The sequence below is a fragment of the Verrucosispora sp. CNZ293 genome (assembly GCF_002754655.1).
This window is the reverse complement of record NZ_PEFR01000001.1, coordinates 985,673-1,010,398: the sequence shown is the minus strand read 5'-3', so window position 1 is coordinate 1,010,398 and position 24,726 is coordinate 985,673. Positions and strand designations below refer to the sequence as shown.

The 24,726-nt window shown below is 71.7% G+C and carries 24 protein-coding genes and 1 pseudogene; 5 read left to right on the top strand and 20 right to left on the bottom strand.

Features of this window, described 5'->3' with window-relative positions; genetic code table 11:
• Nucleotides 1-13: 13 nt before the first annotated feature.
• The 12 genes from CLT74_RS04655 to CLT74_RS31140 all read right to left on the bottom strand — a co-directional run bounded on the left by CLT74_RS04655 (nt 14) and on the right by CLT74_RS31140 (nt 12,163).
• Nucleotides 14-820 (bottom strand): AAC(3) family N-acetyltransferase, encoded by an 807-nt coding sequence (locus CLT74_RS04655; RefSeq protein WP_486581983.1) that lies wholly within the window; start codon nt 818-820, stop codon nt 14-16.
• Nucleotides 817-3,168 carry an FxsB family cyclophane-forming radical SAM/SPASM peptide maturase gene (locus tag CLT74_RS04650; protein WP_486581982.1) on the bottom strand — a complete coding sequence of 784 codons (2,352 nt, stop codon included), beginning with the start codon at nt 3,166-3,168 and terminating at the stop codon, nt 817-819. The genes CLT74_RS04655 and CLT74_RS04650 overlap by 4 nt, the downstream gene beginning before the upstream one ends.
• A gap of 12 nt (nt 3,169-3,180) precedes the next feature.
• Entirely contained in the window at nt 3,181-3,357 is a 177-nt protein-coding gene (locus tag CLT74_RS30390; RefSeq protein WP_158240206.1) for a hypothetical protein, read from the bottom strand.
• A 213-nt stretch (nt 3,358-3,570) separates the two neighbouring features.
• Nucleotides 3,571-7,014, bottom strand: a complete 3,444-nt coding sequence (locus CLT74_RS04645) for a tetratricopeptide repeat protein (protein ID WP_099845429.1) — start codon at nt 7,012-7,014, stop codon at nt 3,571-3,573.
• On the bottom strand, nt 7,011-7,331 hold the full coding sequence (locus CLT74_RS04640; RefSeq protein WP_143697069.1) for a CU044_2847 family protein: 321 nt from the start codon (nt 7,329-7,331) through the stop codon (nt 7,011-7,013). Before CLT74_RS04640 ends, CLT74_RS04645 begins: the two co-directional genes overlap by 4 nt.
• 83 nt (nt 7,332-7,414) lie before the next feature.
• A complete protein-coding gene (locus CLT74_RS04635; protein WP_099845427.1) occupies nt 7,415-8,152 on the bottom strand; it encodes an ABC transporter permease in 738 nt (245 codons plus the stop codon).
• A 10-nt stretch (nt 8,153-8,162) separates the two neighbouring features.
• On the bottom strand, nt 8,163-9,062 hold the full coding sequence (locus CLT74_RS04630; protein WP_099845426.1) for an ABC transporter ATP-binding protein: 900 nt from the start codon (nt 9,060-9,062) through the stop codon (nt 8,163-8,165).
• Nucleotides 9,059-9,370, bottom strand: coding sequence for a transcriptional regulator (locus CLT74_RS04625; RefSeq protein ID WP_099845425.1), 312 nt, complete (start codon nt 9,368-9,370; stop codon nt 9,059-9,061). The genes CLT74_RS04630 and CLT74_RS04625 overlap by 4 nt, the downstream gene beginning before the upstream one ends.
• Entirely contained in the window at nt 9,367-10,005 is a 639-nt protein-coding gene (locus CLT74_RS04620) for a transporter (RefSeq protein ID WP_099845424.1), read from the bottom strand. The genes CLT74_RS04625 and CLT74_RS04620 overlap by 4 nt, the downstream gene beginning before the upstream one ends.
• A 96-nt stretch (nt 10,006-10,101) precedes the next feature.
• Nucleotides 10,102-10,875: a cellulose binding domain-containing protein gene (locus CLT74_RS04615; RefSeq protein ID WP_099851299.1), complete on the bottom strand. Its 774-nt coding sequence runs from the start codon at nt 10,873-10,875 to the stop codon at nt 10,102-10,104.
• Nucleotides 10,876-11,160: 285 nt separating this feature from the next.
• Entirely contained in the window at nt 11,161-11,679 is a 519-nt protein-coding gene (locus tag CLT74_RS04610; RefSeq protein WP_486581981.1) for a DinB family protein, read from the bottom strand.
• Between the two features lie 76 nt (nt 11,680-11,755).
• Complete coding sequence (locus tag CLT74_RS31140; RefSeq protein WP_486581980.1) at nt 11,756-12,163, bottom strand: hypothetical protein; 408 nt, start codon at nt 12,161-12,163, stop codon at nt 11,756-11,758.
• 198 nt (nt 12,164-12,361) lie between these two features.
• On the opposite strand from CLT74_RS31140, the gene CLT74_RS04600 reads away from it, so the two are divergent.
• Nucleotides 12,362-13,705, top strand: coding sequence for a glycoside hydrolase family 18 protein (locus CLT74_RS04600; RefSeq protein ID WP_099845422.1), 1,344 nt, complete (start codon nt 12,362-12,364; stop codon nt 13,703-13,705).
• Between the two features lie 52 nt (nt 13,706-13,757).
• On the opposite strand, the gene CLT74_RS04595 is transcribed toward CLT74_RS04600, so the two are convergent.
• Nucleotides 13,758-14,402 carry a response regulator transcription factor gene (locus CLT74_RS04595; RefSeq protein WP_099845421.1) on the bottom strand — a complete coding sequence of 215 codons (645 nt, stop codon included), beginning with the start codon at nt 14,400-14,402 and terminating at the stop codon, nt 13,758-13,760.
• Nucleotides 14,399-15,502, bottom strand: coding sequence for a histidine kinase (locus CLT74_RS04590; protein ID WP_099851293.1), 1,104 nt, complete (start codon nt 15,500-15,502; stop codon nt 14,399-14,401). The genes CLT74_RS04595 and CLT74_RS04590 overlap by 4 nt, the downstream gene beginning before the upstream one ends.
• 111 nt (nt 15,503-15,613) lie before the next feature.
• Between CLT74_RS04590 and CLT74_RS04585 the strand changes: the two genes are divergently transcribed.
• A complete protein-coding gene (locus CLT74_RS04585; RefSeq protein ID WP_099845420.1) occupies nt 15,614-16,354 on the top strand; it encodes an ABC transporter ATP-binding protein in 741 nt (246 codons plus the stop codon).
• Complete coding sequence (locus tag CLT74_RS04580; protein ID WP_099845419.1) at nt 16,351-17,118, top strand: ABC transporter permease; 768 nt, start codon at nt 16,351-16,353, stop codon at nt 17,116-17,118. Before CLT74_RS04585 ends, CLT74_RS04580 begins: the two co-directional genes overlap by 4 nt.
• A gap of 64 nt (nt 17,119-17,182) precedes the next feature.
• Here CLT74_RS04580 and CLT74_RS04575 read toward each other — a convergent pair whose 3' ends face one another.
• Nucleotides 17,183-18,259: a PIN domain-containing protein gene (locus CLT74_RS04575; protein ID WP_099845418.1), complete on the bottom strand. Its 1,077-nt coding sequence runs from the start codon at nt 18,257-18,259 to the stop codon at nt 17,183-17,185.
• 95 nt (nt 18,260-18,354) lie between these two features.
• On the opposite strand from CLT74_RS04575, the gene CLT74_RS04570 reads away from it, so the two are divergent.
• Nucleotides 18,355-18,939, top strand: coding sequence for a nucleosidase (locus tag CLT74_RS04570; protein ID WP_099845417.1), 585 nt, complete (start codon nt 18,355-18,357; stop codon nt 18,937-18,939).
• Between the two features lie 5 nt (nt 18,940-18,944).
• Here the strand turns inward: CLT74_RS04570 and CLT74_RS04565 are convergent, their stop codons facing one another.
• The 4 genes and pseudogenes from CLT74_RS04565 to CLT74_RS31135 all read right to left on the bottom strand — a co-directional run.
• Complete coding sequence (locus tag CLT74_RS04565; RefSeq protein WP_099845416.1) at nt 18,945-20,600, bottom strand: ABC transporter permease; 1,656 nt, start codon at nt 20,598-20,600, stop codon at nt 18,945-18,947.
• Nucleotides 20,600-21,514: an ABC transporter ATP-binding protein gene (locus tag CLT74_RS04560; protein WP_099845415.1), complete on the bottom strand. Its 915-nt coding sequence runs from the start codon at nt 21,512-21,514 to the stop codon at nt 20,600-20,602. The genes CLT74_RS04565 and CLT74_RS04560 overlap by 1 nt, the downstream gene beginning before the upstream one ends.
• A 143-nt stretch (nt 21,515-21,657) precedes the next feature.
• Nucleotides 21,658-22,140, bottom strand: coding sequence for a hypothetical protein (locus CLT74_RS04555; protein WP_486582696.1), 483 nt, complete (start codon nt 22,138-22,140; stop codon nt 21,658-21,660).
• A 33-nt stretch (nt 22,141-22,173) separates the two neighbouring features.
• Nucleotides 22,174-22,359: pseudogene (locus CLT74_RS31135) on the bottom strand (TetR/AcrR family transcriptional regulator); the annotation flags it as partial.
• 79 nt (nt 22,360-22,438) lie between these two features.
• Here CLT74_RS31135 and CLT74_RS04550 point away from each other — a divergent pair.
• Nucleotides 22,439-22,969: a GNAT family N-acetyltransferase gene (locus CLT74_RS04550; protein WP_099845413.1), complete on the top strand. Its 531-nt coding sequence runs from the start codon at nt 22,439-22,441 to the stop codon at nt 22,967-22,969.
• Between the two features lie 7 nt (nt 22,970-22,976).
• Here CLT74_RS04550 and abc-f read toward each other — a convergent pair whose 3' ends face one another.
• Entirely contained in the window at nt 22,977-24,614 is a 1,638-nt protein-coding gene (gene abc-f, locus CLT74_RS04545; RefSeq protein ID WP_099845412.1) for a ribosomal protection-like ABC-F family protein, read from the bottom strand.
• Nucleotides 24,615-24,726 lie beyond the last annotated feature (112 nt).

Genomic DNA, 24,726 nt, shown 5'->3' with positions numbered 1-24,726 from the left:
AAAGGACCAACACTCACCAGCAGCGGCGGTGACGGACCATCCAGCCGACCGCGAAGTCGACGGCGTGGCGTACCGGCATGGTTCGCGCCACGGCGCCGCCGACCCGGCCGTGGACCACCACCGGCTCGGGTGCCTGCTCCAGCGCCTGACCGAGCCGGTCGAAGTCGCTGTCGTCGAGGTCGAGACCGGTGAAGTCCACCCGCACCCGACGGTCGCCGTCGCGGACGAAGCAGCAGTAGGGGCGGGTCCGCCGGTCCGGCAGCCGGTACTCGGCGAGGTGATAGGCGGTGCAGACCCGATGGTCCACGCCCAACAGCAGCACCGTCGCGTCCGCGTCGTACAACGCACCCAGCGGGGACCGATCCCCCAGATGGCAGTCGAGGTCGTGGACCCGCATCAGCTCGGCCGCGCCGTGACCGACGGCGGCGAAGGAGGTCTGCGGATGTCGGCTGCGGACAGCGGTCTGGCTCTGCCGGACCTGTTCGGCGAGCACCCCCATCCCCCGGGACGGGGTGGTGGCCGGGTCGAACGCCTCGATCCGGTCGATGTGCCGAGCCACCTCGGTCGGCGTGAGCCCCATGGTCGCCGCCCGGAACTCGGGACTGGAGGTCGAGTTGTACGCCGTCTGCGCCGGTACCACCACCGCGGCCCGCCCGACCACCCGACGCAGGGCGGTGAGCAGTGCCGCCGCGCCGCCGTCGACCGGACCGACCGACCGCATCGACGCGTGCACCAACACCGCTCGCCCCGGGGTGAGTCCCAGCGCCGCGAGCTGGTCGCACAGATCCCGGGCCGAGGCCACCGTCGCGGTACCGGTCACGGCGTCAGCGCCTCCGCGAGCCGGCGCACGAACCGGTCGCCCGCCGGGGTCAACGCGCCGCAGCCCAGCAGGGCGTCGGCGGCCTGCGCGGTCCACGCCCGGTACTGCCCGTAGCGCTTGTGCGCCGGGCCGCCCGAGGGCTCCTGCCCCGCTCGCTGCCGCCACATGTCGGTGATCGCGAGGTGCGCGTAGGTGCCCTGGAGCACCCCCTCGACCGGGCGCGGATCGGCCCGCCAGCCCACCGCCAACCGGAGGGTGGGGCTCACCGTGTAGAGGTCACAGAGGTCGAGCAGAGCACCGAGCACGCTGTGCTGGAACTCGTGCGCGATCATCACGGCCATGGCGGGGGCGTCGGCCAGCGCCACGCCTACCGACGCGAACGCCTGTCGCGCGGTGGAGCTGCGCAGCGTACCGGCCGGATCGTCGACAAGCGGCACCACCGCCCGCAGCCCGGTCAGCACGGCAGCGGCCTGATGCGGCAGGTCGGTCTCGATGCTCGACCAGGCGGCGGTCAGGACCTCACCCCAACGGGCCAGGGTCGGCGTGTCGGGCCGCTCCGCCGCCTTCCAGTCGTGGCAGTCCCGGTGGGGATCGAGATCCTCGAACAGGATCGTCGAGCCACCGAAGCCGAGCCGGCGGTTGGCCTGCCAGCGGCCCCCCGTCACCTGCGGCACGCTGGCGTCGAGGTCCCCGTCGAAGGACACCTGCGTCGTGCCGGCGGCGTGGCGGATGCGCCACCTTCCGGGCTCGACGGTCAGCACGGCCGTCGCGGTGACCGGTTCGGCGACCGTGACCGCGCCGAGCGACGGGAGGTGCAGCACCCCGGACCGGATCGGCACGTCGAGTTCGACGCTGACCCCGGCCCGCACCGCGGCCGCCGCGGCGACGCAGGACAGGTGGTCACCCGCCGTCTGGTCGGTGCCGAGCTGTCGCCGCGCGTCGACGGCCCAGACCCGCACGTACGGATGCCGCAGCGTCTCCTCGACGGCGTCGGGAGCGTCCCGGTCGAGCCGGACCAGCGCGTCCCACCCGGTCCGCCCGGTCGCCGGTGCCCTGTCGGCCACCTCGACGAGCATCGCTCGGGTGATGGCGAGCTGGGATTCGGCGAGGAAATGGAGAGCGTCCGCGTCGGTACGGCCGGCGGCGATCCGGTCCAACAGCCCGTCGGGCAGGTCCGAGCCGTCCTGATCGACAGGCTCGGTGGCGGCGACAGGTCCGCCTCGCTCTCGTGCGCTCAGAGACACGATCAGCTCCTTGAGGTCGGCGCAGTAGGCCGACGGGTTGTCGAAGCCGGTGCCCTCGCGGTACCGGTGGGCGAACAGCCCACCGCCGCACTGGGTCACCACCGGGCAGGCTCGGCACTGGGCCGCGAGCCCGGCCAGTCCGGTCTGCCGGAGCGCGATCTCGGGCAGTCTCGACACCTCGTCGACGGTGTGCGTGAACACGCTGAGACCGGTGGCCGCAGCTCCGTCGTACGCGGTCTTCAACGAGTCGACCTGCTCCCAGGTGCCGTCGGTCTCGACGACCACCAGGTCCGCCGGGTCGAGGCCGACCCACTCGCTGCCGCTGTGGCCCCCCGCCGCCGTGGAGTACAGCGAGTCGAACAACCGGATCGGCATGGGCCGGCCGTCGGCCGACCAGCGGTCGTGCACCGCCAGCAACCAGTCGGCGTACGGTGTGGCGCGCCCGGCCGGCCGGTACGGCGGATTCGCCCAGGTCGCGTGCGGCAGCAGCAGGTCGAGTCGGGGTGGCCGGACGGCCCGCAACGCCTCGTAGACGGCGACCGGGTCGTTGCGGAGATCCACAGTGCAGAGCACGCCGGCGAAGAGTCGCCGGTAGGCCGGCCGGTGCAGCAGTCCGATGGCCCGCAGCACCTGCGGGTGACTGCTGGCTCCGGTGGCGAAGCGCCGGTGCCTGTCGTTGGCGTCCCGGTCACCGTCGAGCGACACCCCGACCTGGACGTCGTACTCCGCGAACAGGTCACAGTACGGCTCGGACAGCCGGATCCCGTTGGACTGCATCCGCAGGTCGAGGCGGCTGACGGGCTCGATTCGTCGGCGCAGCGCGGCCAGCACCTGCCGCATGCGGTCCAGCCCCAGCAACAGCGGCTCACCGCCGTGCAGGACGACGCTGACCCGCCGCAGTCGGTGGGCCGCGGCGTGCTCGGCGATCCGGTCGGCAACCGCTGCCACCGTGCGGGCGTCCATCACCATCGGACGACCGCGCCAACTCTGGTCGGCGTGCTCGTAGACGTAGCAGTGGTCGCAGGCCAGATCACACCGGCTGTGGACCTTCAGCACGTACTGGCTGATCGGCCAGGCCGTCCCCGGTGACCCGCTGGTCGGCACGACGACCGTGGCCTAGGCGACAGATCCGAACCGGGCAACCTCCACGCCGCCCTCGGCGTCGTCGCGATGACGCATGACCGTACGGGTCACGTCCACCGCCCGGGCCACCGGGATCTCACCCAACGGCCGGCGTCGCAGCTCAGCAAGCCGCTCGGCCATGCTGACGTGCTGGTTCTCGATTATCTTCACGGTCTTGATCTTTCTGGGCGGAGCGCGGGCACCATGATTCAGGTTTGACGTTCTCTCGATTTTCCGGCAGGAGCGGCACCGACGGGTGATCACCCCGACGAACGGCGCAGGTCCTTCCCAGCACAGCATGATTCACCGACACCGGGGAAGAACATATCCATTCGGTGGAAATTGCCCAGCCTGACATGCCGAGATGTCAGCAGCAGGATGGAATCACCAGGAGGCCCCCGGCTCCAGCGGCCGAAGTCTATACAACAACTCTCGTCCGCTCCGGCTCAGTCTGCCCGAGTGTTCGAACGGTTCGAGCGCCTCCCGCGCCTCGGTCCGCACCGCCGCTCGCGCCGGCTCCGCGAGCACCCGGCTGACCAGCAGCAACGACTGCGCCAGCTCCTCGGCCAGCTCGACGTTCGCCGGTTCCCTGGCCCGCAGCTCGCGGCGTACGTGCGTCGCCGCACTGAGCAGCGTCTCCGCGCTGCCGGAACGAGGTCGGGTGGCACCGCTGAGCGCGAGTTCACCGAGCCGCTCGTAGAAGGACGCCAGGTGCCGGGCGAAGTGGATGCTTCCCGGCTCGGCGGCGAGCATCCGCTCGGCGCGGGTGCGGCCGAGCCGGTAGTACCGTTCCGCCCCTTCGCCGTCGCCGCGCCCGGCGGCGAGTGCCCCGAGTCCGGTGTAGAAGAACAACGCGTCGCGGACGAACGTGGCGTTGCGGGGCTCGACCGCGAGCAGGTGCTCGGCGACACCGAGCCCCAGCTGATAGTGCCGCTCGGCGTCGGCCGGCTGTCCCTCCTGGACGGCCAGATCACCGAGTCCGCCGTGGCACACCAGCAGATCGTGGGAGAACTCCGTGTTGAGGGGTTGCAGATCGCGCAGCCGACGCCGGATGTCCAGCGCCAGTTCGTAGCGCCGCCGAGCCTCCGCGAACCGCATCGCCTTCGCCGCGAGATCACCCAGGCGCTCGTAGGAGACCGACAGGTCTCGAGCGAACGTGACGTTGTCGGGGTCGTCGCCCGACAGCCGCTCCCGCAGGCCGTGGCCCCGCTCGTACAGCAGCCGCGCCTCCGTGGGATCGCCGCTCTCCAGCGCGAGATCACCGAGCACGTCGTAGGAGATGGACAGATCCCGGGCGAACGTCGGGTTCGTCGGCTCCAGCGCGTACAGACGCTCCCGCATGGCCAGCACCTGCCGGTACAACGCCTCCGCCCGCACCGGGTCGCCCGCCTCGCGGATCGCGTCGGCGAGCCGTTGCCGGGACACCGCCAGGTCACGGGCGTAGGTGCTGTCGCCGGGATGCGCCTTGTGCAGCCGCTCCCGGATGGCCAGGCCCTTCTCGTACAGTCCACGCGCGAGTTCCGGCTGCCCCAGCCAGGCCGCCAACCGCCCCAGCTTGTTGTAGGAGATCGACAGTTCACGGGCGAGGTGGTCGTCGTCGGGGCGCGCCCAGGAGAGCCGTTCGCGGATTCCCGACGCCCGGGTGTAGAGCGCCTCGGCGCGCTCGCTCTGCCCGGAATCCCGGGCCAGGTCACCGATCTTGTTGTACGAGGTGGACAGTTCGATCATGCCGGTGTCGCCGGTCGGTCCCGCTCGCGCCGCCGCCTCCACCTGCGCCTCCACCCCGCCGGCGAGCAGCCGTTGCAGACCGATCGCGAGGTCGAGGGTGCCCGGCCGGTCGCCACCGCCGTGCGCCCGGGCCTCCGCCCGGTCGGCGAGACGGGTGTGCCTGTCGAACAGCGCCGCGGCCACCGGCACGGCGGCGACCGGGTCGCTTGCCGCCAACCGGACGAGCAGGTCGAGGCTGCGGGCGACCTGCCCGTCGTCGGTCAGGTCGAACACCGCCGCCAGCAGCCCACGTCCACCGTCGCGCTGGTGGGCGAGGGTCTCGGCGACCAGCGCCTCGCCGAGCAGGTCCGGACGGACCGGATTGATCCGCAGCGGCCCGGCGTACAGGTCGGCGAGCCAGAGCAGGGTCTCGCCCCGCAGCGCGGTCCGGCGGTCACCGCGCAGCTCGGGCAGGATCTGGAGCAGGTCGTCGGCCTGGTCGTCGTCCTCGGCACCGGCGAGGCTGGCCAGGGCGACCGCCGCCCGGCGGGTCCGTTCGCCCAGGGCCGCCGGCGCCTGCCCGTTCCAGTGGCGCGCCTCATGGTCGAGCGCCCGGTCGACGGGCGGCCGGTCACGCGCCGCGTCCTGGTCGGACAGAGCCCTGTCGAACGCCTCCAGCAGCACTTCCAGCGGCACCTCGTACCGCTTACCGCCAAGCGGCGGCACCTGAGGTGTCGGCGGCGACTTCTCGCCGAACCAGGCACGCCGGAACGCCCTGAACGACGCCCCGTAGAGGTCCCGGCGCTCGGCAAGCGGTAGACCACGGATCGCGATGGGGTCGCCACTCCCGCTGAGGATCGTACGGAGTGCCGGCTCGGCCCCCTTGCCCAGTTCCCGGACGATGTCCGCGTTGCCCGCCTCGCCACGGGCCGTCGTCCTGGTCAACAGCACGACCCGCACCGGCGCGAGCTGACTGGCGTTGCGTCGCAGCTTGTCGAGCAGCGTCCGCAGCGTGTCGACAGCGATCGCCTCGACATAGTCGATCACGATCAGCCGGGGCAGCGGCAGCCCGGCGACCTCCTGCGCCGCGCTGTGCAGCGCGGTCAGCTCGGTCCACCGTACGACCAGCCAGCCCCGCCGATCCATGGCCCGGCACAGTTCGATGGCGTGCCGGGTCTTGCCGGCGCCCCCGACCCCGGCGAAGCGCCACACCTCCATCGGGGAGGGGCGCTCGCACCACCGCACGGCGTGCGCCAGATCCTCGTCGCGCAGCCGGTACGGCACCACCCGCGCGTCGGCGAGCAGCATCTCGGCCGGCAGCGAGCCGGGCATCCGGACGAACCCCTCCCAGTTCGGCCGCAGTTCCGCCGCCACCGGCACCGGTACCACCGCGTGCCACGTCCGGCGGTCGGCCAGGACCGCCTGCGCGCCGAGCCGCAGCAACTCGTGCCCGTGGGTCACCAGCGACTCGGGCACCCCGGGCAGCTCGCCGAGCAACGCCGAGATCGGTGCGGCCCAGCCACCCAGATCGCTGTCGCGGTCCCGGGTGCCGGTCACCACCCCGACCACAGCCCGCCGGGACGGACACAGCAACGGCGCCCCGGACAGGCCGGGAGCCGACTGGCCCGCCTTCAGCCGGAAGAACCCGTCACCGTCGACACCCTCGAACAGAAAGCGCGCCGGAGCGCCCGGGGGTGGGCCGGTCACCTCCCGCGCCGGAAATCCGTAGGCGTGGCAGTCGTCGCCCAACGGCTCCCCGTTCGCCGTCCACACGACCGGGTGTCGGTCCACCCACGGCAGCTCCGGCTTCAGGCGCAGCAGCGCGAGATCCGGAAACGGCCACAGGATCGTGCGTTCCGGCGGGTCGGAGTGGGCGACCACGGTGGCGCTCACCGCGCCGTCCCCGACGTCGGCGGCGGCGGGCGTCACCCGGACCGACGTCCGGAAGCGGTGCCGGTGGCCGTCGAACACGACGTGCGCGGCGGTGACCACCCAACCGGGCGCGATGAAGAATCCGCTGCCCAGCAGCGTCCCGTCAGGCCCGGTCACCCGCACCACATGCCGCCGGAGCTGACGGGAGGCGACCGCGCCACCGCCCGGCGGTTGGTCGGACCGGGTCACGAACCGCCTTTCCAGACCAGAGTGATCTTGAAGGTGGCCGCCCCGTCACCCGCCACGATCAGTCCGGTGAGTGGGCCCGCCTTGGCGGTAAGCGACAGGCCGAACTCGACAGTCGCCTCCGCCGGCTTGGCCTGCTGCCAGGCCCGCGACAGCTGATCGGCGATGACTTCGACAGTCTCGCGGACACCGTCGAAGGAGAGCAGCCTCGCCGGTGAGACGTTCTCCGGCCCGCCGCCGTCCAGTAGTTCCGCGAAGAACACGACCTCTCCGGACCGGATCGGCTCCACGTGCGTGCGCCGAGAATGATCAGGTTGCATGCCGCCACCCCTCGGAACAGAAGTCGACTCACCTTGCATGGTGACACGCGCGATCACCCCCGATGCCGCCGGCGGACGAGGGGTCAGGAGAAGCGGCGCCCCTCGTCGCGCCGGTACGCCCAACCGGCGAGCGCCGCCAGCGCGACGATCCACACCGCGAACATGGTCATTGACAGCGGTTCGGGCCGGAAGTCGCCGACCGCCGTCCACATCAGTTCCACGGCTCCCCGCGTGGGCAGGAACGGCGCGATCGCCTCGATGAAGGCTGGCGCCTGACCGGGCGCGGTGAGCAGACCACCACCCACGGCGAGGGGGAAGAACACCAGTTGGGCCACCACGATCGCCGCTTTGCTCGGCAGGGCGTACCCGATGCTCAACCCCATCAGCGTGAACGGAACCGAGACCAGCGCGACGGTGCCGGCGGCGAGCGCGAAGCCCGCCACCGTGGTTCGCGCCTCGGTGAGCAGTGCCGCGATGAGCACCACCGGCAGCAGCGACAGGTAGGTCAGGGCCAGACCGGCCAGCACCCGGCCGGCGAATCGGGGCGCCGGCCCCACCGGCAGCGTCCGCAGGTACGGATCCCACGGCTGGGCCCGGTCCTCGGCGACGCCGACGCCGTACTGGAAGACGTTCGCGCTGAGCACCGCGAAGGTGACCATGGCGGCGGTGGCGTAGGTGGCGCCGACGGCGTTGTCGCCGACGGCCGGCACGACGAAGAAGAGCATCGCGACGGCGGGGAAGAAGGCGCTGCCGAACACCGCGACCGGGGTTCGGGCGAGTTCCAGCAGTTGGTAGCGGGCGTGGGCCAGGGCGTACTGCACGGCGGTCTCCTCAGGCGGTGGTCGGTACGCCGGCGTCCGCCGGCCGGCTGTCGGCGGTGATGGTGAGGAACGCCTCCTCCAGCGAGGTGGGTCGGACCTCCAGGTCGCGGAAGGCCACACCGGCCGTGACCAGGTCGCGGACCAGTTGGTCGGCGTCGCCGGTCAGCAGGTGGACCCGCTCCCGGTCCCGTTCGACCCGGACCACGTTCGGCAGGGTGGGCAGATCGTCAGCGGTCAGGCTGACCCGGCGCAGGCCGACCACGCCGCGGATGGCGGCGACGCTGTCGTCGGCGAGCACCCGGCCCTGCCCGATGACCACCACCCGCTGGGCCAGTGCCTCGATCTCCTCCAGGTAGTGGCTGGTGAGCAGCACCGTGCCGCCGTCGGCGTGGAAGGCGCGGATGGCGTCCCACAGCGCGTGCCGGGCCTCGACGTCGAGGCCGGTGGTCGGCTCGTCGAGCAGGACCAGCCGGGGACGACCGACGAAGGCCAGGGCCACCGCCAGGCGTCGTCGCTGCCCTCCGGAGAGCCCGCCGGTCTGCCGCCGGGCCAGATCCGCCAGCCCGAACCGGTCGAGCAGCTCGGCCCGTGGGACCGGATCGGGAAAGTGCGCGCCGACGAAATCGACCACCTCACCGACGCGCAGCGAGCCGGGCAGCCCGGTCTCCTGCGGGGTGACACCGACCCAGCGGCGGTGCGCCGGGTCACGGGGATCGCCGCCGAACAGCAGCACCCGGCCGCCGGTGGGGCGGCGCAGGCCGACCAGCAGGTTGAGCAGGGTGCTCTTGCCGGCACCGTTCGGCCCGAGCAGGCCGACCAGTTCCCCGGCCCGCACCTCCAGGTCGACCCGGTCGAGGGCCAGGACGTCACCGTAGCGTCGGGTGGCCTGCTCGGCCCGGGCGAGAATCATGGCGTCTCCTTGACGTCGGCGGGTGCGAGCAGCGCCCGGATCGCCTCCGTGTACTCCTCGAAGGCCAGGCGGCCCCGGCGGGTGAGGGCGATCAGGGTGACCGGGGTACGACCCCGGTGGGTCTTGGTGACGGCGACGTACCCGGCTTCCTCCAACCGCCGCAGGTGCACCGAGAGGTTCCCTGCGGTCATCCCGAGGACCTCCTGCAACCGGGGGAAGGTCACCTGATCACAATCGGGCAGCGCGGAGAGGGAGGCGACCACCCGAAGCCGGGCCTGGGCGTGAATGACCGGGTCCAGCTCGGTCACTGTCCACCCCGACGGCGAAGCCAACCGAGCGTGCCGGCGAGGAGCATCCCGCCACCACCGGCAACCGCGACGACGAGGGCGTGCCAGCCGGGGCCGGCGACGGTGCCGAGCAGGTTGACCATGGTGATCCAGACACCGAGCAGGAACAGCCGGCGGTCCAACCAGATCGCGCCGCCGGCCATGTGCAGGATGCCGGTCAGGCCCACCGAGAGGGCCGACCACAGCAGGCCGACGAGATCCGACGGGAGACTGTCGGACAACCGACCGGCGAGCACGAAGAGGGTCAGGAAGCCCAACCCCCACGACCAGCCGTACCAGGTGCCGCGCCGGGCGGACTCTCCGGTCACCTGCCCGTACGCCCGCGCGCCGGCCAGCGCGGTGACGATTCCGGCGGCGGCCAGCAGGACGAACAACACCGTCAGCGGCAGCCACGAGGGCATCTCGACCAGGGGCCTGTCACCCGGCGAGAAGTAGAGGAAGTGCAGCCCGAAGCCGAGCAGCCAGGCCAGCCCCCAGGGCCAGTAGTAGGTACGTGGGTCCGGCTCGAACTGGCGGGCGGCGGTCGCCCGCTGTTCGTCGATAAGTCGTAGGGCGGCGGCCGCGTTCTCGGGAGGCAGGTCTTCGTCGGCGATCACGCAAACTACTTTAAGACGCAAAGTCAAGCTCGCCGCCGAGGCCCAGCGCGTCGGTCTGCGGACCGGCTGGCGTCCGCAGACCGACGCGAGCCCGGGTCAGCGCCCGCAGGTCAGGGCGATCCCCTGGGGCACCGTGCTGGCGGACGCGAGCAGCCCGAACGTGGTGGTTCCGCCCGGCCCGACGGTGCCGTTGTACGGCGCGTTGCGGACCGTGACGTCAGCACCCGCGCCGTCGGGTACGCCACCCCAGACCGACTGGAGCCGCTCGTCGCCGGACCACCGCCACCGGACGAGCCAGCCGTCCAGCGGTTCGCTGCCGGTGTTGCGGACGGTCACCGTGGCGACGAAGCCGCTGCCCCAACGGGCGTCGATGGTGGCCGTCGCGGCGCAGGGGGACAGCGGTTGCGTCCGTGCCGGACCACCGATCACATACGGATCACGCCGCTCCTCGACGTCGCTGAATCGGAACCAGTACTCGGTGTCCGGGGTCAGTCCGTCGAGCGTCACCTGCCCGTTGCGTTCCAGCCCGGTCACCGCCTCGGCCACCGGGTTGTGCCACTTCACCGCGTCGTCGCGGCTGCTGAAGAGCAGGACGGTCATCGGCAGGTCGTAACCGCACGGCGGGCCGCTGAACATCAGGGCGTAGGTGATGGTGACGCTGGTGGCGGTGGTCCCGGTGACCATGCCGGTGATCGGCAGTGCCGGCGGGCACGCCACCGTCGGGGTCGGGGTCGGGGTCGAACTCGGGCTCTGGGTCCACAGGGGGACCGGGTTCGGGCCGGTCGGGGTGTCGGCGGCACCGGCCGCCGCGACTCCGGCGACAGCGGCCAGGGTCACGGCGGTGAGCACCACGCCGAACGTGCGAAGCATCCGTTTACCTCCAGGGACGGCGGCCGGCCGGGTCGGCGGTGCACCGGCCCGGCGGCCGATCCGGTTGTCGACCACCACGTGCGGACGGCTGGCAGGTGTCGACAGCGGACGTCACAGTGGCGGCACGACGAGGGAAGGGCTGCCCGGACCGGGTGACACGCGCGGCGCGCCCTCGCCGTCGCGCGACCGCACCGGCTCCCGGGTGCGGTCGATGAGCCTGAGTCTCGCAGTTGACGTCAATCGATACAACGGCGCGGTGCGCCCTTCCGGGACCGCCGGCGACGGTCAGCCCATGGACTTCGCACCGTCGATGGCCTCCCGGATGATGTCCGCGTGCCCGGCGTGCTGGGATGTCTCCGCGACGATGTGCAGCAGCACCCGACGGGCCGACCAGCGGGCGCCCGGCTCGAACCAGGGCGCCTCCGGCAGCGGGTGATCAGCGTCGAGGTCGGGCAGGGTGGCGACGACCTCGTCGGTGCGGCGCGCCACCTCGTCGTACGCGGCGAGGATGCCGGGCAGGGTCTCCCCCGGCAGCATCTGGAACGACTGCGCGTGACGCTCGTAGGCACCCGGGTCGTCCGAGCTGCCCGTCGCACCCGGACCATTGAGGATGAAGTCGACCCAGTCGCGTTCGGTGTGCGCCACGTGCTTGATCACACCACCCACGCACAGCTCGCTCACCGTGCTGCGCTCGGCGGCCTGCTCATCGGTCAGGTCCCGCGCGGTGTTGCGCAGGAGGAAGCGGTGCTGGCGCAGCGCCTGAAGCAGATCGGCGCGCTCGGTTGACATGTCGATTTCGGTCACGTTCAGCCCTTCGTCGGCGGTCGGCCCGATGGTATTGGCCGCCTCCGACAATCCCTCTTCGTCGGCACCGATCCGCCTACGACGTCGCCAGCGCCTCGCGCATCCGGTTGATCTCCGGCCCCTGAACGGCCACGATCCGATCCGCGAGGATCTTCAGCTGCGGGTTCTCGCCCGTTCCGCCACCAACCGGGCCATCACGAGCGCCTGCTCGTGGTGCGGAATCATCATGGTGACGAAGCGGACGTCGGCGTTGTTGTGCGGTGGGCGCGGCATCGCCGACATCTCGTTCGCCGGCAGTGACGCCGCCGGCTCCCCGGGGACGTCCGGGCATCAGCACCGGGGCGGTGGCATCGGGCAGGCCGGGCAGTTCGATCGGCGCGGGGGTGCTCGACGTCGTCGCCGGCTCCGGGTCGCCGTCCGGCCACATCGGCGCCACCATCCGCGACAGCAAGGTCAACGGCTCGGTGCGGACGAGCTGATCCACGCGCACCGCTGGCACAGCACCAGAACTCCGGCCCGGCGGACCACCCGCCGGGCCGGCGTTCGTCACGGGTACGCACCGGACGCGACGACCTACCCGTACACCGAGCGGCTGCCCTTGACCGTGGCCGGTGATCGGCTTAGCTTCATCGATCAGGAAGGTCTCTTTACTGATTTCGCCTCACCCCTCCCGGGAGTGCCGATGCGATCATTCCGTCCCCGCCGCCTCACCGCCCTCCTCGCCCTGAGCACCCTGCTGGTCACCGCCGCGCCACCGACCGCCGCCAACGCGGGCGGCAAACCGGGCCGCAGCGACGGCTACCACCGGGTCGGCTACTTCACCCAGTGGGGCATCTACGGCCGGGCGTTCCCGGTGAAGAAGCTCGACACCTCCGGTGCGGCGAGCCGCCTCACCCACGTCAACTACGCCTTCGGCAACGTGAGCGAGGACGGTCGGTGCCATGTGGACGGCGGGCCGGGTGAGGGTGACGCCTGGGCCGACTACCAGCGCCCCGTGCCGGCTGAGGAGAGCGTCGACGGGGTCGCCGACGCCTGGGGCGAGCCGCTCAACGGCAACTTCGGCCAGTTGGCCAAGCTGAAGGCCAAGCACCCCGGCCTGAAGATGATGATCTCGCTGGGCGGGTGGAGTTGGTCGACGTACTTCTCCAACGCCGCCCGCACCGACGCCTCCCGGCGGGCCTTCGTCTCCTCCTGCATCGACCTGTACCTCAAGGGCAACCTGCCGATCCTGGACGGTGGCAGCGGTGGCCCCGGTGCCGCAGCCGGCGTGTTCGACGGCATCGACCTCGACTGGGAGTGGCCCAACTGGCCAGGTGAGCCCGGCAACGTCATCCGCCCCGAGGACCGGGAGAACTTCACCGAACTGCTCGCCGAGTTCCGCCGACAGCTCGACGCGTACGGCCGGCAGACGCGACGGCACCACCCGCTTACCGCCTTCCTCCCGGCCAACCCGGCCACCATGGACGCCGGCTACGAGGGGCGCAAGATCTTCAAATACCTCGACTTCGCCACCGTGCAGGGCTACGACTTCCACGGCACCTGGGAGACGGTGACCAACCAGCAGTCGGCGCTGCGGGTACCGAAGGGCGCGCCGGACAACCCGGACTTCTCCGTGGAGGTGGCGATCGACGGCTGGATCGCCCGAGGGGCGCCCCGACACAAGCTCGTCCTCGGCATCCCGTACTACGGCCAGGGCTGGACCGGCGTCACCGGTGGCGGAAACGGGCTGTTCCAGCCGGCCGCCGGGCCCGCTCCCGCCACCCACGCCGCCGGGTTCGAGGATTACAAGCAGCTCAAGAACCTGATCCGCGACGGCTTCACCGTCCACCGCGACCTGCGCGCCGGACACGCCTGGCTCTTCGACGGCACGACCTTCTGGACGTACGACGACCCGGCGGTGGTGCTGCAGAAGACGCTCTACATCCGGCGGGCCGGCCTGGGCGGGGCGATGATCTGGTCGCTCGACGGCGACGACGACCGGGCCACCCTGACCAGGACGATAAGCCTGGGGCTCACCACCGGATAGCCTGGCCGGCCGCGCCGCCGGCCGCCCCGCAACGGCGGCGGGCGGCGGACGGTCAGCCCAGGATTCCCTCGTGGAGCGCGCGGAGCACCGCGTTCGTACGGTCCCGGGCACCGAGTTTGGTGAGAATCGTGGAGACGTGGTTCTTGACGGTCCCCTCGGCCAGGAAGAGGAGCTGAGCGATCTCCCGGTTGCTGTAGCCCCGCGCCACGAGCCGCAGCACCTCCTGCTCGCGTTCGGTGAGACTCTGCACCGGCGGCGCCTCCGGTCCGGCCGGCGACGGCCCGGAGCGGATCGCCCGCAGCATCCGATCGGTGATCGACGGGGCGATCAACGTGCCCCCGTCGGCGAGCGTCCGGATCGCCCGGGTGAGCTGGTCCAGCGTGACGTCCTTCAGCAGGTAGCCGCGGGCACCCGCACGCAGGGCGGCGAGCACGAGTTCGTCGTCGTCGAACGTGGTCAACACCAGCACCGGGATGTCGACGTTGTCCGCCCGCAGTCGCTCCAGCGTCCAGATGCCGTCGAACTGGGGCATCCGCAGGTCGAGCAGGATCACATCGGGGGCGGTACGCGCGACGACCGCAAGCGCGGCGCGGCCGTCGTCGGCCTCGCCGACCACGTCGATTCCGGCGACCTCCAGCAACCCGCGGATGCCCTGCCGGATGAGGGTTTGGTCGTCGACCACCACCACGCGGGTCATCGGGCCGGCACCCGAGCGGTCACCCGGAACCCGTCGTCGCCGTCGACGGCCAGGTCGCCGCCGAGGGCTGCGAACCGCTCACCGAGGCCACGAAGCCCGTTGCCGAGCGTCGGGTCCGGTGCTCCCCGACCGTCGTCGCGGGCGACCAGGACCGTCTCCCGTTCGTCGCCGGTCACCGAGATCCGCAGGGAACTGGCGTCGGCGTGCCGGATGGTGTTGGTGACGATCTCCTGCGTCGCCCGGACGAACGCCGCGCTGTCGTCCTCATCGATCCGTACCCCCGGGGCCACGTCGATCGTCACGTCGAGACCGGGCAGATCCTGAGTCACCCGGCGCAACGCCTGCTCAAGATCAGGACTCGCGGCCCGCAGCCGCCCGACCGTGGCCCGCACGTCGCCGAGCAGATCGCGGGCGACCCGGTCGGCCCGCTCAAGGTGGGTACGGGCGGCCGGTCCCTCCAGGTGACGGGCGGTCTCCAGCTCCAGGGTCAGCACAGTCAGCTGGTGCCCGATCAGGTCGTGCAGTTCGCGGGAGATGCGCAACCGTTCCGCGGTGGCGGCCGACTCCGAGAGCAGGACGCTGGCGGCCTGCAACTCGACATGCGCCTCGGCCAGCTCGCGGCGCATCCGCTGCTCTCGCAGCAGGGTGACCGAGCTGAGCAGCGTCGCCACCTGGATGAGCAGGTAGAAGCCCAGGAGCATGGCCCGGTCGGGCATGGTACGCATGGTCGACGCGGCGGCGAAGGTGATCACCAGTGTGTTGCCGACCACGACCAGCAACCCCACAGGTATCGGCACCACGTACACGCTCACGGCCGCGGTGAGGACCAGCAGCACCGGCAGCAGTCCCAGGCTGGCGGCCGACAGCAGCAGGATCCAGGCGGCGACGACGGTCGCGGCGAAGGCCGCGTACCGCACCAGGCGGGACACGCGGGTGGCGACGGAGACGAGCAGGGCCGCCAGATAGCCGACGAAGAGCGCGATCCACCAGCCGCGCGGGACAGTGGTCCCGACCGCACCGAAGAGCCCGGGACCAGCGACGGCGACCGCCACCACGAGCATCGCGAGGCCGGACCATTCGTCTGTGCCGACCCGTCGCATGATCCCCACTCTAGGTCGGGCCCCGGTGGCGTCACCTGTGCCGAAAGTAATGCCCGCGGATGGTGACTTTCGGGACACGACACGGGCTCGCACCGTTCGTAGCGTCGAGACATGACCAGCACCGAACCGGCGATCCTCGCCGAGAACCTCGGCAAGAGCTACCGCGGTACCCCGGCGGTGGTCGACGTGAGTCTGCGGGTCGAGGTCGGCGAGACGGTAGGTGTGGTGGGCGCCAACGGCGCGGGCAAGACGACGACTGTCGAGATGATCGCCGGGCTGCGCGTACCCGATCGGGGGTGGGTACGCGTGCTCGGCCTCGATCCGCGCCGCGACCGGGCCCGACTGCGGCAGGTCCTCGGCGTGCAGTTGCAGCAGGCGTACCTGCATCACGCGTTACGGGTCACCGAACTTGTCGATCTCTACCGGAGCTTCTACCCCGATCCCCGGCCGACCGACGAACTGCTGGACATGGTCGAGCTGACCGAACAGCGCCGGACCAGCTTCGACAAGCTCTCCGGCGGCCAGCAGCAGCGACTCTCCATCGCCCTCGCCATCGCCGGTCGGCCCCGGGTGGTGATCCTCGACGAACTGACCACCGGGCTCGACCCGAAGGCACGGCGCCGGATGTGGCACACGGTCGAGCGACTCAGCTCCGACGGGGTCAGTGTGCTGCTGGTCAGTCACACCATGGAAGAGGTCGAGCGGCTCTGCGACCGCGTCGCGGTGCTCGACGCCGGACGGGTCATCGCGCTCGACACCCCGGCGGGTCTGGTCGCGCGGGCCGGCACCGCCACCCTCGACGACGCGTTCGTCGCACTCACCGGCAGGCAACTGGAGGAAGAACCCGCATGAGCACGCTCGTCGAGGCCCGTCGCCCGGGGCTGCGCGCCCTGGTCACCCTCATCGGATGCGAGGCGAAGATGGTCGTCCGGGACACCGCCGGGCTGGTGGTCCCGCTCTGCCTGCCGCTGCTGATCATGTTGACGAGTGCCTCCGCCGCGAGCGGGACGGTCGTCGCCAACGGACGTACCGCGCTGGACCTCTACGTGCTGCCGCTCGTGTTCACAATGGTCATCTCGATCATCGGCATCATCAACATGCCGAGTTTCCTCGCCTACTACCGGCGTTCCGGGATCCTCCGTCGACTCGGGGTCACCCCCGCGTCACCGGCCATGGTCCTCGCCGCTCAGGCCGTCGTCAGTGTGCTCCAGGCGCTCGTCGGCATCACGGCCGCGCTGATCGTCGCGTTCCTGGCCTTCGGCGCCAGCCCGCCCGCCGATCTCGGCGTCGCCATCGGCGTGGTCGGGTTGGCGATGGCGGCGATGTACAGCACCGGCATGATCGTCGCGGCGGTCGCGCCCACCCCCAACTCCGCCGTCGCCATCGGTCTTGTCGCCTTCTTCATCCTCGGCGCCCTCGGTGGCATGTTCGGCGGCCGCGACGCCCTGCCCGAGCCGCTCGCCGAGCTCGGCGGTTGGCTACCGTTCGGCGCGGCCGTCGAGGCGCTGTCGTCCGCCTGGGCGGGCGCGACGGTGTCGGCGGCGCACCTGGTCGGCCTCGGCGCGACGATCGTCGTCGGAGCCGTGGTCGCGGGCCTGCTGTTCCGCTGGGAATGACCGGCCCCCCCGACCCGACCCGGCCCCCGCCCGGCCCGGCACCGCCCGGCCCGGCACCGCCCGGTCAGGACGGCTCGGCGGTGAGCAGGTAGTCGTCCGCCTCGGTGCTCCATCGCAGGCCCACCGCCCCTTCCGTGGCGGCGGCCTTGCAGAACTGGAGGAAGCCGCGGTAGCCCAGCTTCTTCTCACTGAAGTCCGGGCGTACCCGCCGGAGCTGGTTCTTCAGACCGGACAGGGCCACCTCTCCGGTCTCGCCGCCGAGATCCCGTACCACCGAACCGAGCAGCGCGAACGTCGACTCCCGGTCGCCGTGTTCCGGCAGGGAGACCTCCGGGTCGCCCTTGGCCGGGCCTTCCGCCAGCTCGATCACCCGCAGGTCGGCGAGGTGGCGCAGCAGTTCGCCGAAGGTGCGGAACCCGTGGTCGGACTCGCTGAAGGTGGGATCCTTGCGCAGCAGGGTCCGCTTCAACCGCGACGCGGTCACCTCCCCACCGGAACTGCCCTGCAGACCCGCGACGGTCTGCGCGACCAGGACGGTGAGCGCGTCGGCGTCGCGGGCCGGCTCCTCGGTCGGCGTCACCTCGATCTCCACCGGCTCGACGGGCTGCGGCTCCGGTTCGGGCAGCCGGGCCGGACGGGTCCGGCGCCCCCGCGTCGGCAGGATGTCCACGCCCACCAACCGGTCGTAGAAGAGGAACTCGTCGCAGGCTGGCGGCAGCAGGGCCGAGGTGGACTTCTCCACCCCCACCCCGATCACCTGCTTGTTGAGTTCGCGGAGCTTGTGCACCAGCGGCGTGAAGTCGCTGTCGCCGGTACACAGGACGAATGTGGAGATGTACCCGCGTTCGAAGGCCAACTCGACCGCGTCGACGGCCATCTTGATGTCGGCGGCGTTCTTCCGGGTGGCACCCATCCGCTGCGGAATCTCGATCAGCTCGACGTGCGAGCGGGTCAGCATCCGCCGGTCCTCGTCGAAGTACGACCAGTCGGCGTACGCCCGTCGCACCACCACCCGCCCGCGCTCGGCGAGCGCGTCGGCGATCGGCCGGAAGTCGAACGTCGTCCCGCCGTGGTGGTCGCGCACCCCCAGCGCCAGGTTCTCGTAGTCCAGAAACAGGGCGATCCGGTCTTCATGCTCCACCCGGGCAGCGTACGTCGGGTGTGCCCGCCGCCGGGCGTGGTGCCGTGGCACCGCGCCGACGCGGGACCGTCACGGACAGCGGTTACCATCGCCCGATGGATCTTCGCGGCACGATCAGCCCGGACCGTCCGCTGCTCGTCCTGGCCATCGCCGAAGAGGCCGCGTACCTCGACGCGGAGCTGCCGGTGCTGCTCACCGGGATGGGAAAGGTCAACGCGGCAGCCGCCGTCGCGGCGACGCTGGGCCGCTTCCCGCCGCCGTCGGTCCTTGTCAACCTGGGCACCGCGGGCGCGCTGCACCCGGGCTGGACCGGCACCCACGAGGTCGGCGCTGTCCTCCAGCACGACCTGGACACCGACTTCATCCGTCGGCTCACCGGCCAGACCGTCGGCGCGCCGCTGGCCCTGGGAGACGGCCCGACCCTGGCCACCGGTGACCAGTTCATCGCCGACGACGAGGCCCGCGCGGCCCTGGGCCGCCGCGCCCACCTGGTGGACATGGAGGGGTACGCGGTGGCGTCGACGGCGCACGCGTTCGGCGTACCTGTCCGGGTGGTGAAGCAGGTGAGCGACGAGGCCGGAGCCGGCGCGGACCGCACCTGGAAGGAATCGGTGGACGGCTGCGCCCGCCTGCTCGCCGGCTGGGTGCGGGACAACCTCCCGGCTGCCCCGCACCACTGACGGTGTCAGGCGCCGCCGGCCAGGTCGCGCCGACGGAAGACGGACACGGCAGCCAGGGTGAGGGCACCGGCGAGGACGGTCAGCACCCCGACCGCGACCACGCTGACGTCCTCCAGCGGATACTCCCCCACGTGTTCGAAGGGAGACAGCCGCAACACACCCTCGGGAAGCTCCAGGATCGGGGCGAAGTAGCCGGCGATCAGCCCGTAGCCGAGCACGATCCAGATCACCGGTAGCAGCCTCGGTGCCGCCGCGTAGAGCAGGGCGGCGGCCGTGAGAACCAGCCAGACCGCCGGGGTGTGCGCGAGGTGGCCGACCAGCAGGTCACCGAGCAGACCCGCGTCGCCGGTGCTCGCCGCCGCGCCGATCCCCATGCCCGCACCGGCGACCAGCAGCAGCCACGGTACGCCGAGCGCCACGACGGCGATGTGGCTGCCGATCCAGGCGGTCCGGCTGACCGAGGTGGCCAGCACCGGCTCGGCCCGGCCCTCGGTCTCCTCGGCGCGCAGCGACTGCACCGCGAGTACCGCGTAGACGCCGACGACGAGCGCCATGGTCAGGCCCATCATGCCGAGGTAGCCGGCGAGCAGGTCACCCGAACCACCGCCCATGACCTCCACCAGGTCCTCGGGTGCGTTCTCGAAACCGTCGAGCAGGGGCTGGGTGAACGAGCCGTAGGCCACCCCGGCCACCAGCAGCGCCGCGCTCCAGCCGATCAGGCTCGCCCGGTGCAGCCGGAAGGCGAACGCGAACGGCCCGGCCAGCCAGCTCGCCGCCCGTGGCGAGCCCGGACGGGGCGGCACCAGGCCGGCACCGAAGTCGCGTCGCGCCGACAGGAGGTAGCCGGTGGCGGCGGTGGCCGCCGCGAAGGCCAGCGAGACGGCCAGCGGCCACCAGCGGTCGTGAACGTACGCGGCGGTCTGCTGGGACCAGCCGATCGGCGACAGCCAGGACAGCCAGGACGGACCGCTGCCCTGCACCGCCGCCATGTCACCGAGGCCGCGCAGCACGAACGCCGCACCGAGCGCGGCGCCGGCCATGCCGGAGGCGGCCCGTGGGTATTCCGACAGCTGGACGGTGACCGCGGCGATGCCGGCGAAGGCCAGGGCCACCGCGCCGACCGACGCGCCGAACACCATCGACCCGCCGGCGTCGAAGCCACGGCTGGTCATCATCGCGCCGATCAGCAGCGCGACAAGCACCGCCATCACTGTGGTGAGGGTCAGTGCGGCGGTCAGTTGGGCGTGCCGACCGACCACGTTGGCGCGGACCAGCTCGGCCCGACCGGTCCGCTCCTCGGTCCGGGTGTGCCGGACCACGGTGAGCAGGCCCATCAGGCCGGCGCCGAGCAGAATGTAGAGGCCGTACTGGCCGGCGAGGAAGCGTTCGATCGTCAGGTCGTCGAAGCCGAAGCCCGGTCCGCCGAACAGGGCTCCGGCGGGGCTGCTGGTGAAGGCGGTCAGCCCGGCCAGGTCCTCCGGGGTCTGCGCGATGGTGTCCAGGGCGGCGGCGAAGTACGTCATCAGCAGCGGCAGGCCGAGCGTCCAGGCGGGCAACCGGATCCGGTCGCGGCGCAGCATGAACCGCAGCAGGTTGCCGGTCCCGGTGACGGTGCTGCCGGTGCCGGCCGGTGCGGCGCGGTCGAGCGTCGTCGTGGCCATCACCCCACCTCCGCGGCGCCGTTGTGGACGAGCCGGTCACCGTAGTGGCGCAGCAGGAGCTGCTCCAGCGTGGGTGGTCGGACGGTCAACCCCTGCACACCGAGGTCACCGAGTTCGCGTACCACGACGGCGAGTTGGTCGCCGTCGACCTCGAAGCGGACCTGGTCACCGTCGGCGCGCAGCCCGTGCACCCCGGCCAGGTTGGCGAGGCCGTCGGCCGGTCGGTCGGTGACGGCCTCGACCGAGGTACGGGTGAGGTGGCGCAGTTCGGTGAGCGAACCGGTCTCGACGATCTTTCCCTGCCGGATGATCGAGATCTGGTCGGCGAGCACCTCGACCTGGGCGAGAATGTGGCTGGACAGCAGCACGGTACGGCCGGCGTCCTTGACCTCGCGGATGCACTCCTGGAACACCGCCTCCATCAACGGGTCCAGACCGGCGGTGGGCTCGTCGAGCAGGAGCAGTTCGACGTCGCTGGCCAGGGCCGCGATGAGCGCCACCTTCTGCCGGTTGCCCTTGGAGTAGGTACGGCCCTTCTTGCTCGGGTCCAGGTCGAAGCGCTGGCACAGCTCGTCGCGGCGGACCGGATCGGTGCCGCCGCGCAGCCGGGCGAACAGGTCGATCGCCTCGCCGCCGGTGAGGTTGGGCCACAGCTCCACGTCGCCGGGCACGTAGGCGAGCCGCCGGTGCAGGGCGACCGCGTCGGCCCAGGGGTCACCGCCGAGCAGCCGAGCCTGGCCGGCGTCGGCGCGCAGCAGCCCGAGCAGGATCCGGATGGTGGTGGACTTGCCGGCGCCGTTGGGGCCGAGGAAGCCGTGCACGGTGCCGGCGTCGACCCGCAGGTCGAGTCCGTCAAGTGCCCGGACCCGGCCGAAGGACTTGTGGAGGTGCTGGATGTCGATGGCAGCAGTCATGATGGTGACCTCGTTCGAGGTAGCCCCGGGCGATGCCGGGATGAGTTGTGGTCGATCACGCGGATCCGGGCAGCGCCTCGCGGAGATCCGGTGTGGTGCGCGATGGTTCGCGGATGAGTGGCCACGCCGTGGCGTGGTGGCGGTCAGTTCGCCGTACCGTCGGAGTCGGCGGCGTTGTCCGGGGACGGCGGATCCGGCACGTACATCAGGTATTCGTCGAGCATCGACCGGTCGACGAGCAGCCCTTCGGTGAACAGCTCCAGCGCCGGCAGGGCGAGTTCCGCCATGTAGCGGCGGAACAGGAGTGGGAACTTCTCCGGCTCCGCGTCGGCGCCGTGCAGGGTGAACCAGAGCAGCATGCTGCCGGTCGCCTGGTAGGCCAGGTAACGGGTGCGGGCGGCCCGGTCGCGGCTGGGTCGCACCACCCCTGCCGCCTCCCCGGCGGACAGGTACGCCTCGGCGTCGCTGATCATGTGCTCGATCAGCTGGGCCGCCAGCTCCCCGCCGGCCTGCATACTGCGCAGCAGGTACTGCACCATCGGCGCGAACTGCTCGACCTGGGCCATCTGCGCCAGCAGCATCGTCCCGGTGCCGTCGGTGAGCGCCTTCTCCTTCTCCCGGCGCATGAACTCCAGCACCTGCTCGTCGCAGGCACGGCGCAGCCCGTCCTTCGAGCCGAAGTGGTGAACGATCAGGCCGGCGGTCACCCCGGCGTCGGCGGCGATGGTACGCAACCCGGCCCGGAAGCCGTCGCGGGCGAACCGCGCGATGGCGGCGTCCCGGATGCGGCTCGCGGTGGCCGTCTCGCCATCGCGCTCCCCCGAACCACCGCCCAAGGACGTCACGACACCAGATTAAACACTTGTTCAATCACCCGGCAACCCCCCATCGTCGCAATCCTGCGAGACGCCTGAAAATGGCCTGATGACCTCGCTCACCATCCGCGATCGCCAGCCGGCCGACCTGCCCGGATGCGTCGACCTGCTGGCCGAGGTGCACCGCGTCGACGGCTATCCGCTCAACTGGCCCAGCGATCCGACCCGCTGGTTGTGCCCGCCGGAGCTGTGGCGGGCGTGGGTCACCGAGACCGGCGAGGGCGGCCTGGCGGGGCACCTCGCCGTCCACCGCACCCCGCCGGCCGGACACGGCGCTCCCGGCCGTCCCACGGCCGAGGTCGCCCGGCTGTTCGTCGCACCCACCTTCCGCCGCCGTCGGGTCGGTGCCGACCTGCTCCGGCAGGCGCGGCGATGGGCGGCGCAGCAGCACCTCGACCTGACCCTGGAGGTCGTCGACCAGGTCCGGTCACCAGCCGTCGCGCTGTACGAACGCGAGGGCTGGCGACACGTGGCCACCGAGATCGCCAGGTGGAATGCGCCAGACGGCTCGGGGGTCACCCTGCGCCGTTTCGTGCTGCCCGCCGGAGACGGCCCAGGTCAGGGGCGGCCCAGCCAGTAACTGAGACTCAGTCGGGCTCGGGAGCGGGGATCTCGCGCAGGCCACTCCCGTCGAGGCGCAGCCACCGACTCACGCCGATGTCGCGCAGGAACCTCTCGTCGTGGCTGACCACCACGAACGCGCCCCGGTAGGCGTGCAACGCATTCTCCAGCTGACCCACGCTCACCAGGTCGAGGTTGTTCGTGGGCTCGTCGAGCAGCAGCAGGTGCGGCGCCGGCTGGGCGTACAGGACGCAGGCCAGGGTGGCGCGCAGAAGCTCTCCGCCGGAGAGGACGCCGACCGGCAACTGGGCGCGGGCACCCCGGAACAGGAACCGGGCCAGCAGGTTCATCCGCTCCGACTGCTGGCGCTGCGGAGCGTACGCGGTGAGGTTCTCCAGCACGGTGCGGTCCGCGTCGAGCAGGTCCAACCGCTGCGACAGGTACGCCACCCGGCCGTCGGCCCGCCGCACCTGACCGCCCTGCGGGTCCAGGTCGCCGAGCAACAGCCGCAGCAGTGTGGACTTGCCGACGCCGTTGGGGCCGGTCAACGCGATCCGTTCCGGGCCCCGGATGGTCAGGTCGACGCCATCGCCGGCGAACAGCGTCCGGGTGCCGTACCGCACCTGCATCCGCTGCCCCTCGACCAGGGTCCGGCCGGCCGGGACGTCGGTCTCCGGCAGCTCCACCGCCAGCGCCTGATCCTCCCGCAGCGCCCGGCCAGCCTCGTCGAGCCGCGCCTGGGCGTCGCTGACCCGGCTGGCATGCGCCTGCCGGGCCCGACCCGCCGACTCCTGGGCGCTGCGCTTGAGTCCACCGGCGACGATACGGGCCAAGCCCGCGTCGCCCAGGTTGCGGGCGGCGTTACCGGCCCGCCGCTCGGCGCGTTCACGGGCCTGCTGCATCTCCCGCTTCTCCCGCTTGACCTCCAGCTCGGCGCTGCGGACCTGGCGCTCCGCCAGCTCCCGGGCGGCCCGTGACGCCTCCTCGTACGCGGTGAAGTTCCCGCCGTACAGGCGCAGCTGCCCGCCGTCGAGTTCGGCGATGCGGTCCATCCGGTCCAGCAGCATCCGGTCGTGGCTGACCAGCAACAGGCACCCGGACCAGCTCTCCAGCACCGCGTACAACCGGTGTCGGGCGTCGATGTCGAGGTTGTTGGTCGGCTCGTCGAGCAGCAGCACGTCGGGACGCCGGAGCAGTTGGGCGGCCAGGCCGAGGGAGACCGCCTGCCCGCCGCTGAGGGTGCCCAGGCGACGATCCAACGCCACCTCGCCCAGCCCCAACCTGTCGAGTTCGGCGTGGCTGCGCTCCTCGACGTCCCAGTCGTCACCGACGGCGGCGAAGTTCTCCTCGCTGGCGTCGCCGGCCTCGATCGCTCGCAACGCGGTAAGTGCCGGGGCGACCCCCAGCACCTCCGCCACGGTCAGGTCACCGGTCAGCGGCAGGTTCTGTGGCAGGTGGCCGAGCACCCCCTCGACCGTCACGCCGCCGCCGGTGGGTACGAGGTCACCGGCGATCAGGCGCAGCAGTGTCGACTTGCCGGCGCCGTTCGGCGCGACCAGGCCGGTGCGACCCGACGGCACGGTGAAGGACAGATCCCGGAACACCTGGGTGTCGTCGGGCCAGGAAAAGGACAGATTGGTGCAGACGACGCAGACGTCGGACATCGCAGGAGACCTCGGGAGGAAAGCCGGGAACGCCACCGGCGCCCCGGTCAGCAGACAGGGCCACGACACGACAGGCCACCAGCACGGCGGCGGGGCTGCTCACCCCGAGATG

Excerpts from the sequence above, each read along its gene's own strand:
- CLT74_RS04640 (WP_143697069.1), bottom strand. The coding sequence starts at position 7,331 with ATGCAACCTGATCATTCTCGGCGCACGCACGTGGAGCCGATCCGGTCC.
- CLT74_RS04630 (WP_099845426.1), bottom strand. The coding sequence starts at position 9,062 with ATGATTCTCGCCCGGGCCGAGCAGGCCACCCGACGCTACGGTGACGTC.
- CLT74_RS04615 (WP_099851299.1), bottom strand. The coding sequence starts at position 10,875 with ATGCTTCGCACGTTCGGCGTGGTGCTCACCGCCGTGACCCTGGCCGCT.
- CLT74_RS04600 (WP_099845422.1), top strand. The coding sequence starts at position 12,362 with ATGCGATCATTCCGTCCCCGCCGCCTCACCGCCCTCCTCGCCCTGAGC.
- CLT74_RS04595 (WP_099845421.1), bottom strand. The coding sequence starts at position 14,402 with ATGACCCGCGTGGTGGTGGTCGACGACCAAACCCTCATCCGGCAGGGC.
- CLT74_RS04590 (WP_099851293.1), bottom strand. The coding sequence starts at position 15,502 with ATGCGACGGGTCGGCACAGACGAATGGTCCGGCCTCGCGATGCTCGTG.
- CLT74_RS04585 (WP_099845420.1), top strand. The coding sequence starts at position 15,614 with ATGACCAGCACCGAACCGGCGATCCTCGCCGAGAACCTCGGCAAGAGC.
- CLT74_RS04580 (WP_099845419.1), top strand. The coding sequence starts at position 16,351 with ATGAGCACGCTCGTCGAGGCCCGTCGCCCGGGGCTGCGCGCCCTGGTC.
- CLT74_RS04570 (WP_099845417.1), top strand. The coding sequence starts at position 18,355 with ATGGATCTTCGCGGCACGATCAGCCCGGACCGTCCGCTGCTCGTCCTG.
- CLT74_RS04565 (WP_099845416.1), bottom strand. The coding sequence starts at position 20,600 with ATGGCCACGACGACGCTCGACCGCGCCGCACCGGCCGGCACCGGCAGC.
- CLT74_RS04560 (WP_099845415.1), bottom strand. The coding sequence starts at position 21,514 with ATGACTGCTGCCATCGACATCCAGCACCTCCACAAGTCCTTCGGCCGG.
- CLT74_RS04555 (WP_486582696.1), bottom strand. The coding sequence starts at position 22,140 with ATGCGCCGGGAGAAGGAGAAGGCGCTCACCGACGGCACCGGGACGATG.
- CLT74_RS04550 (WP_099845413.1), top strand. The coding sequence starts at position 22,439 with ATGACCTCGCTCACCATCCGCGATCGCCAGCCGGCCGACCTGCCCGGA.
- abc-f (WP_099845412.1), bottom strand. The coding sequence starts at position 24,614 with ATGTCCGACGTCTGCGTCGTCTGCACCAATCTGTCCTTTTCCTGGCCC.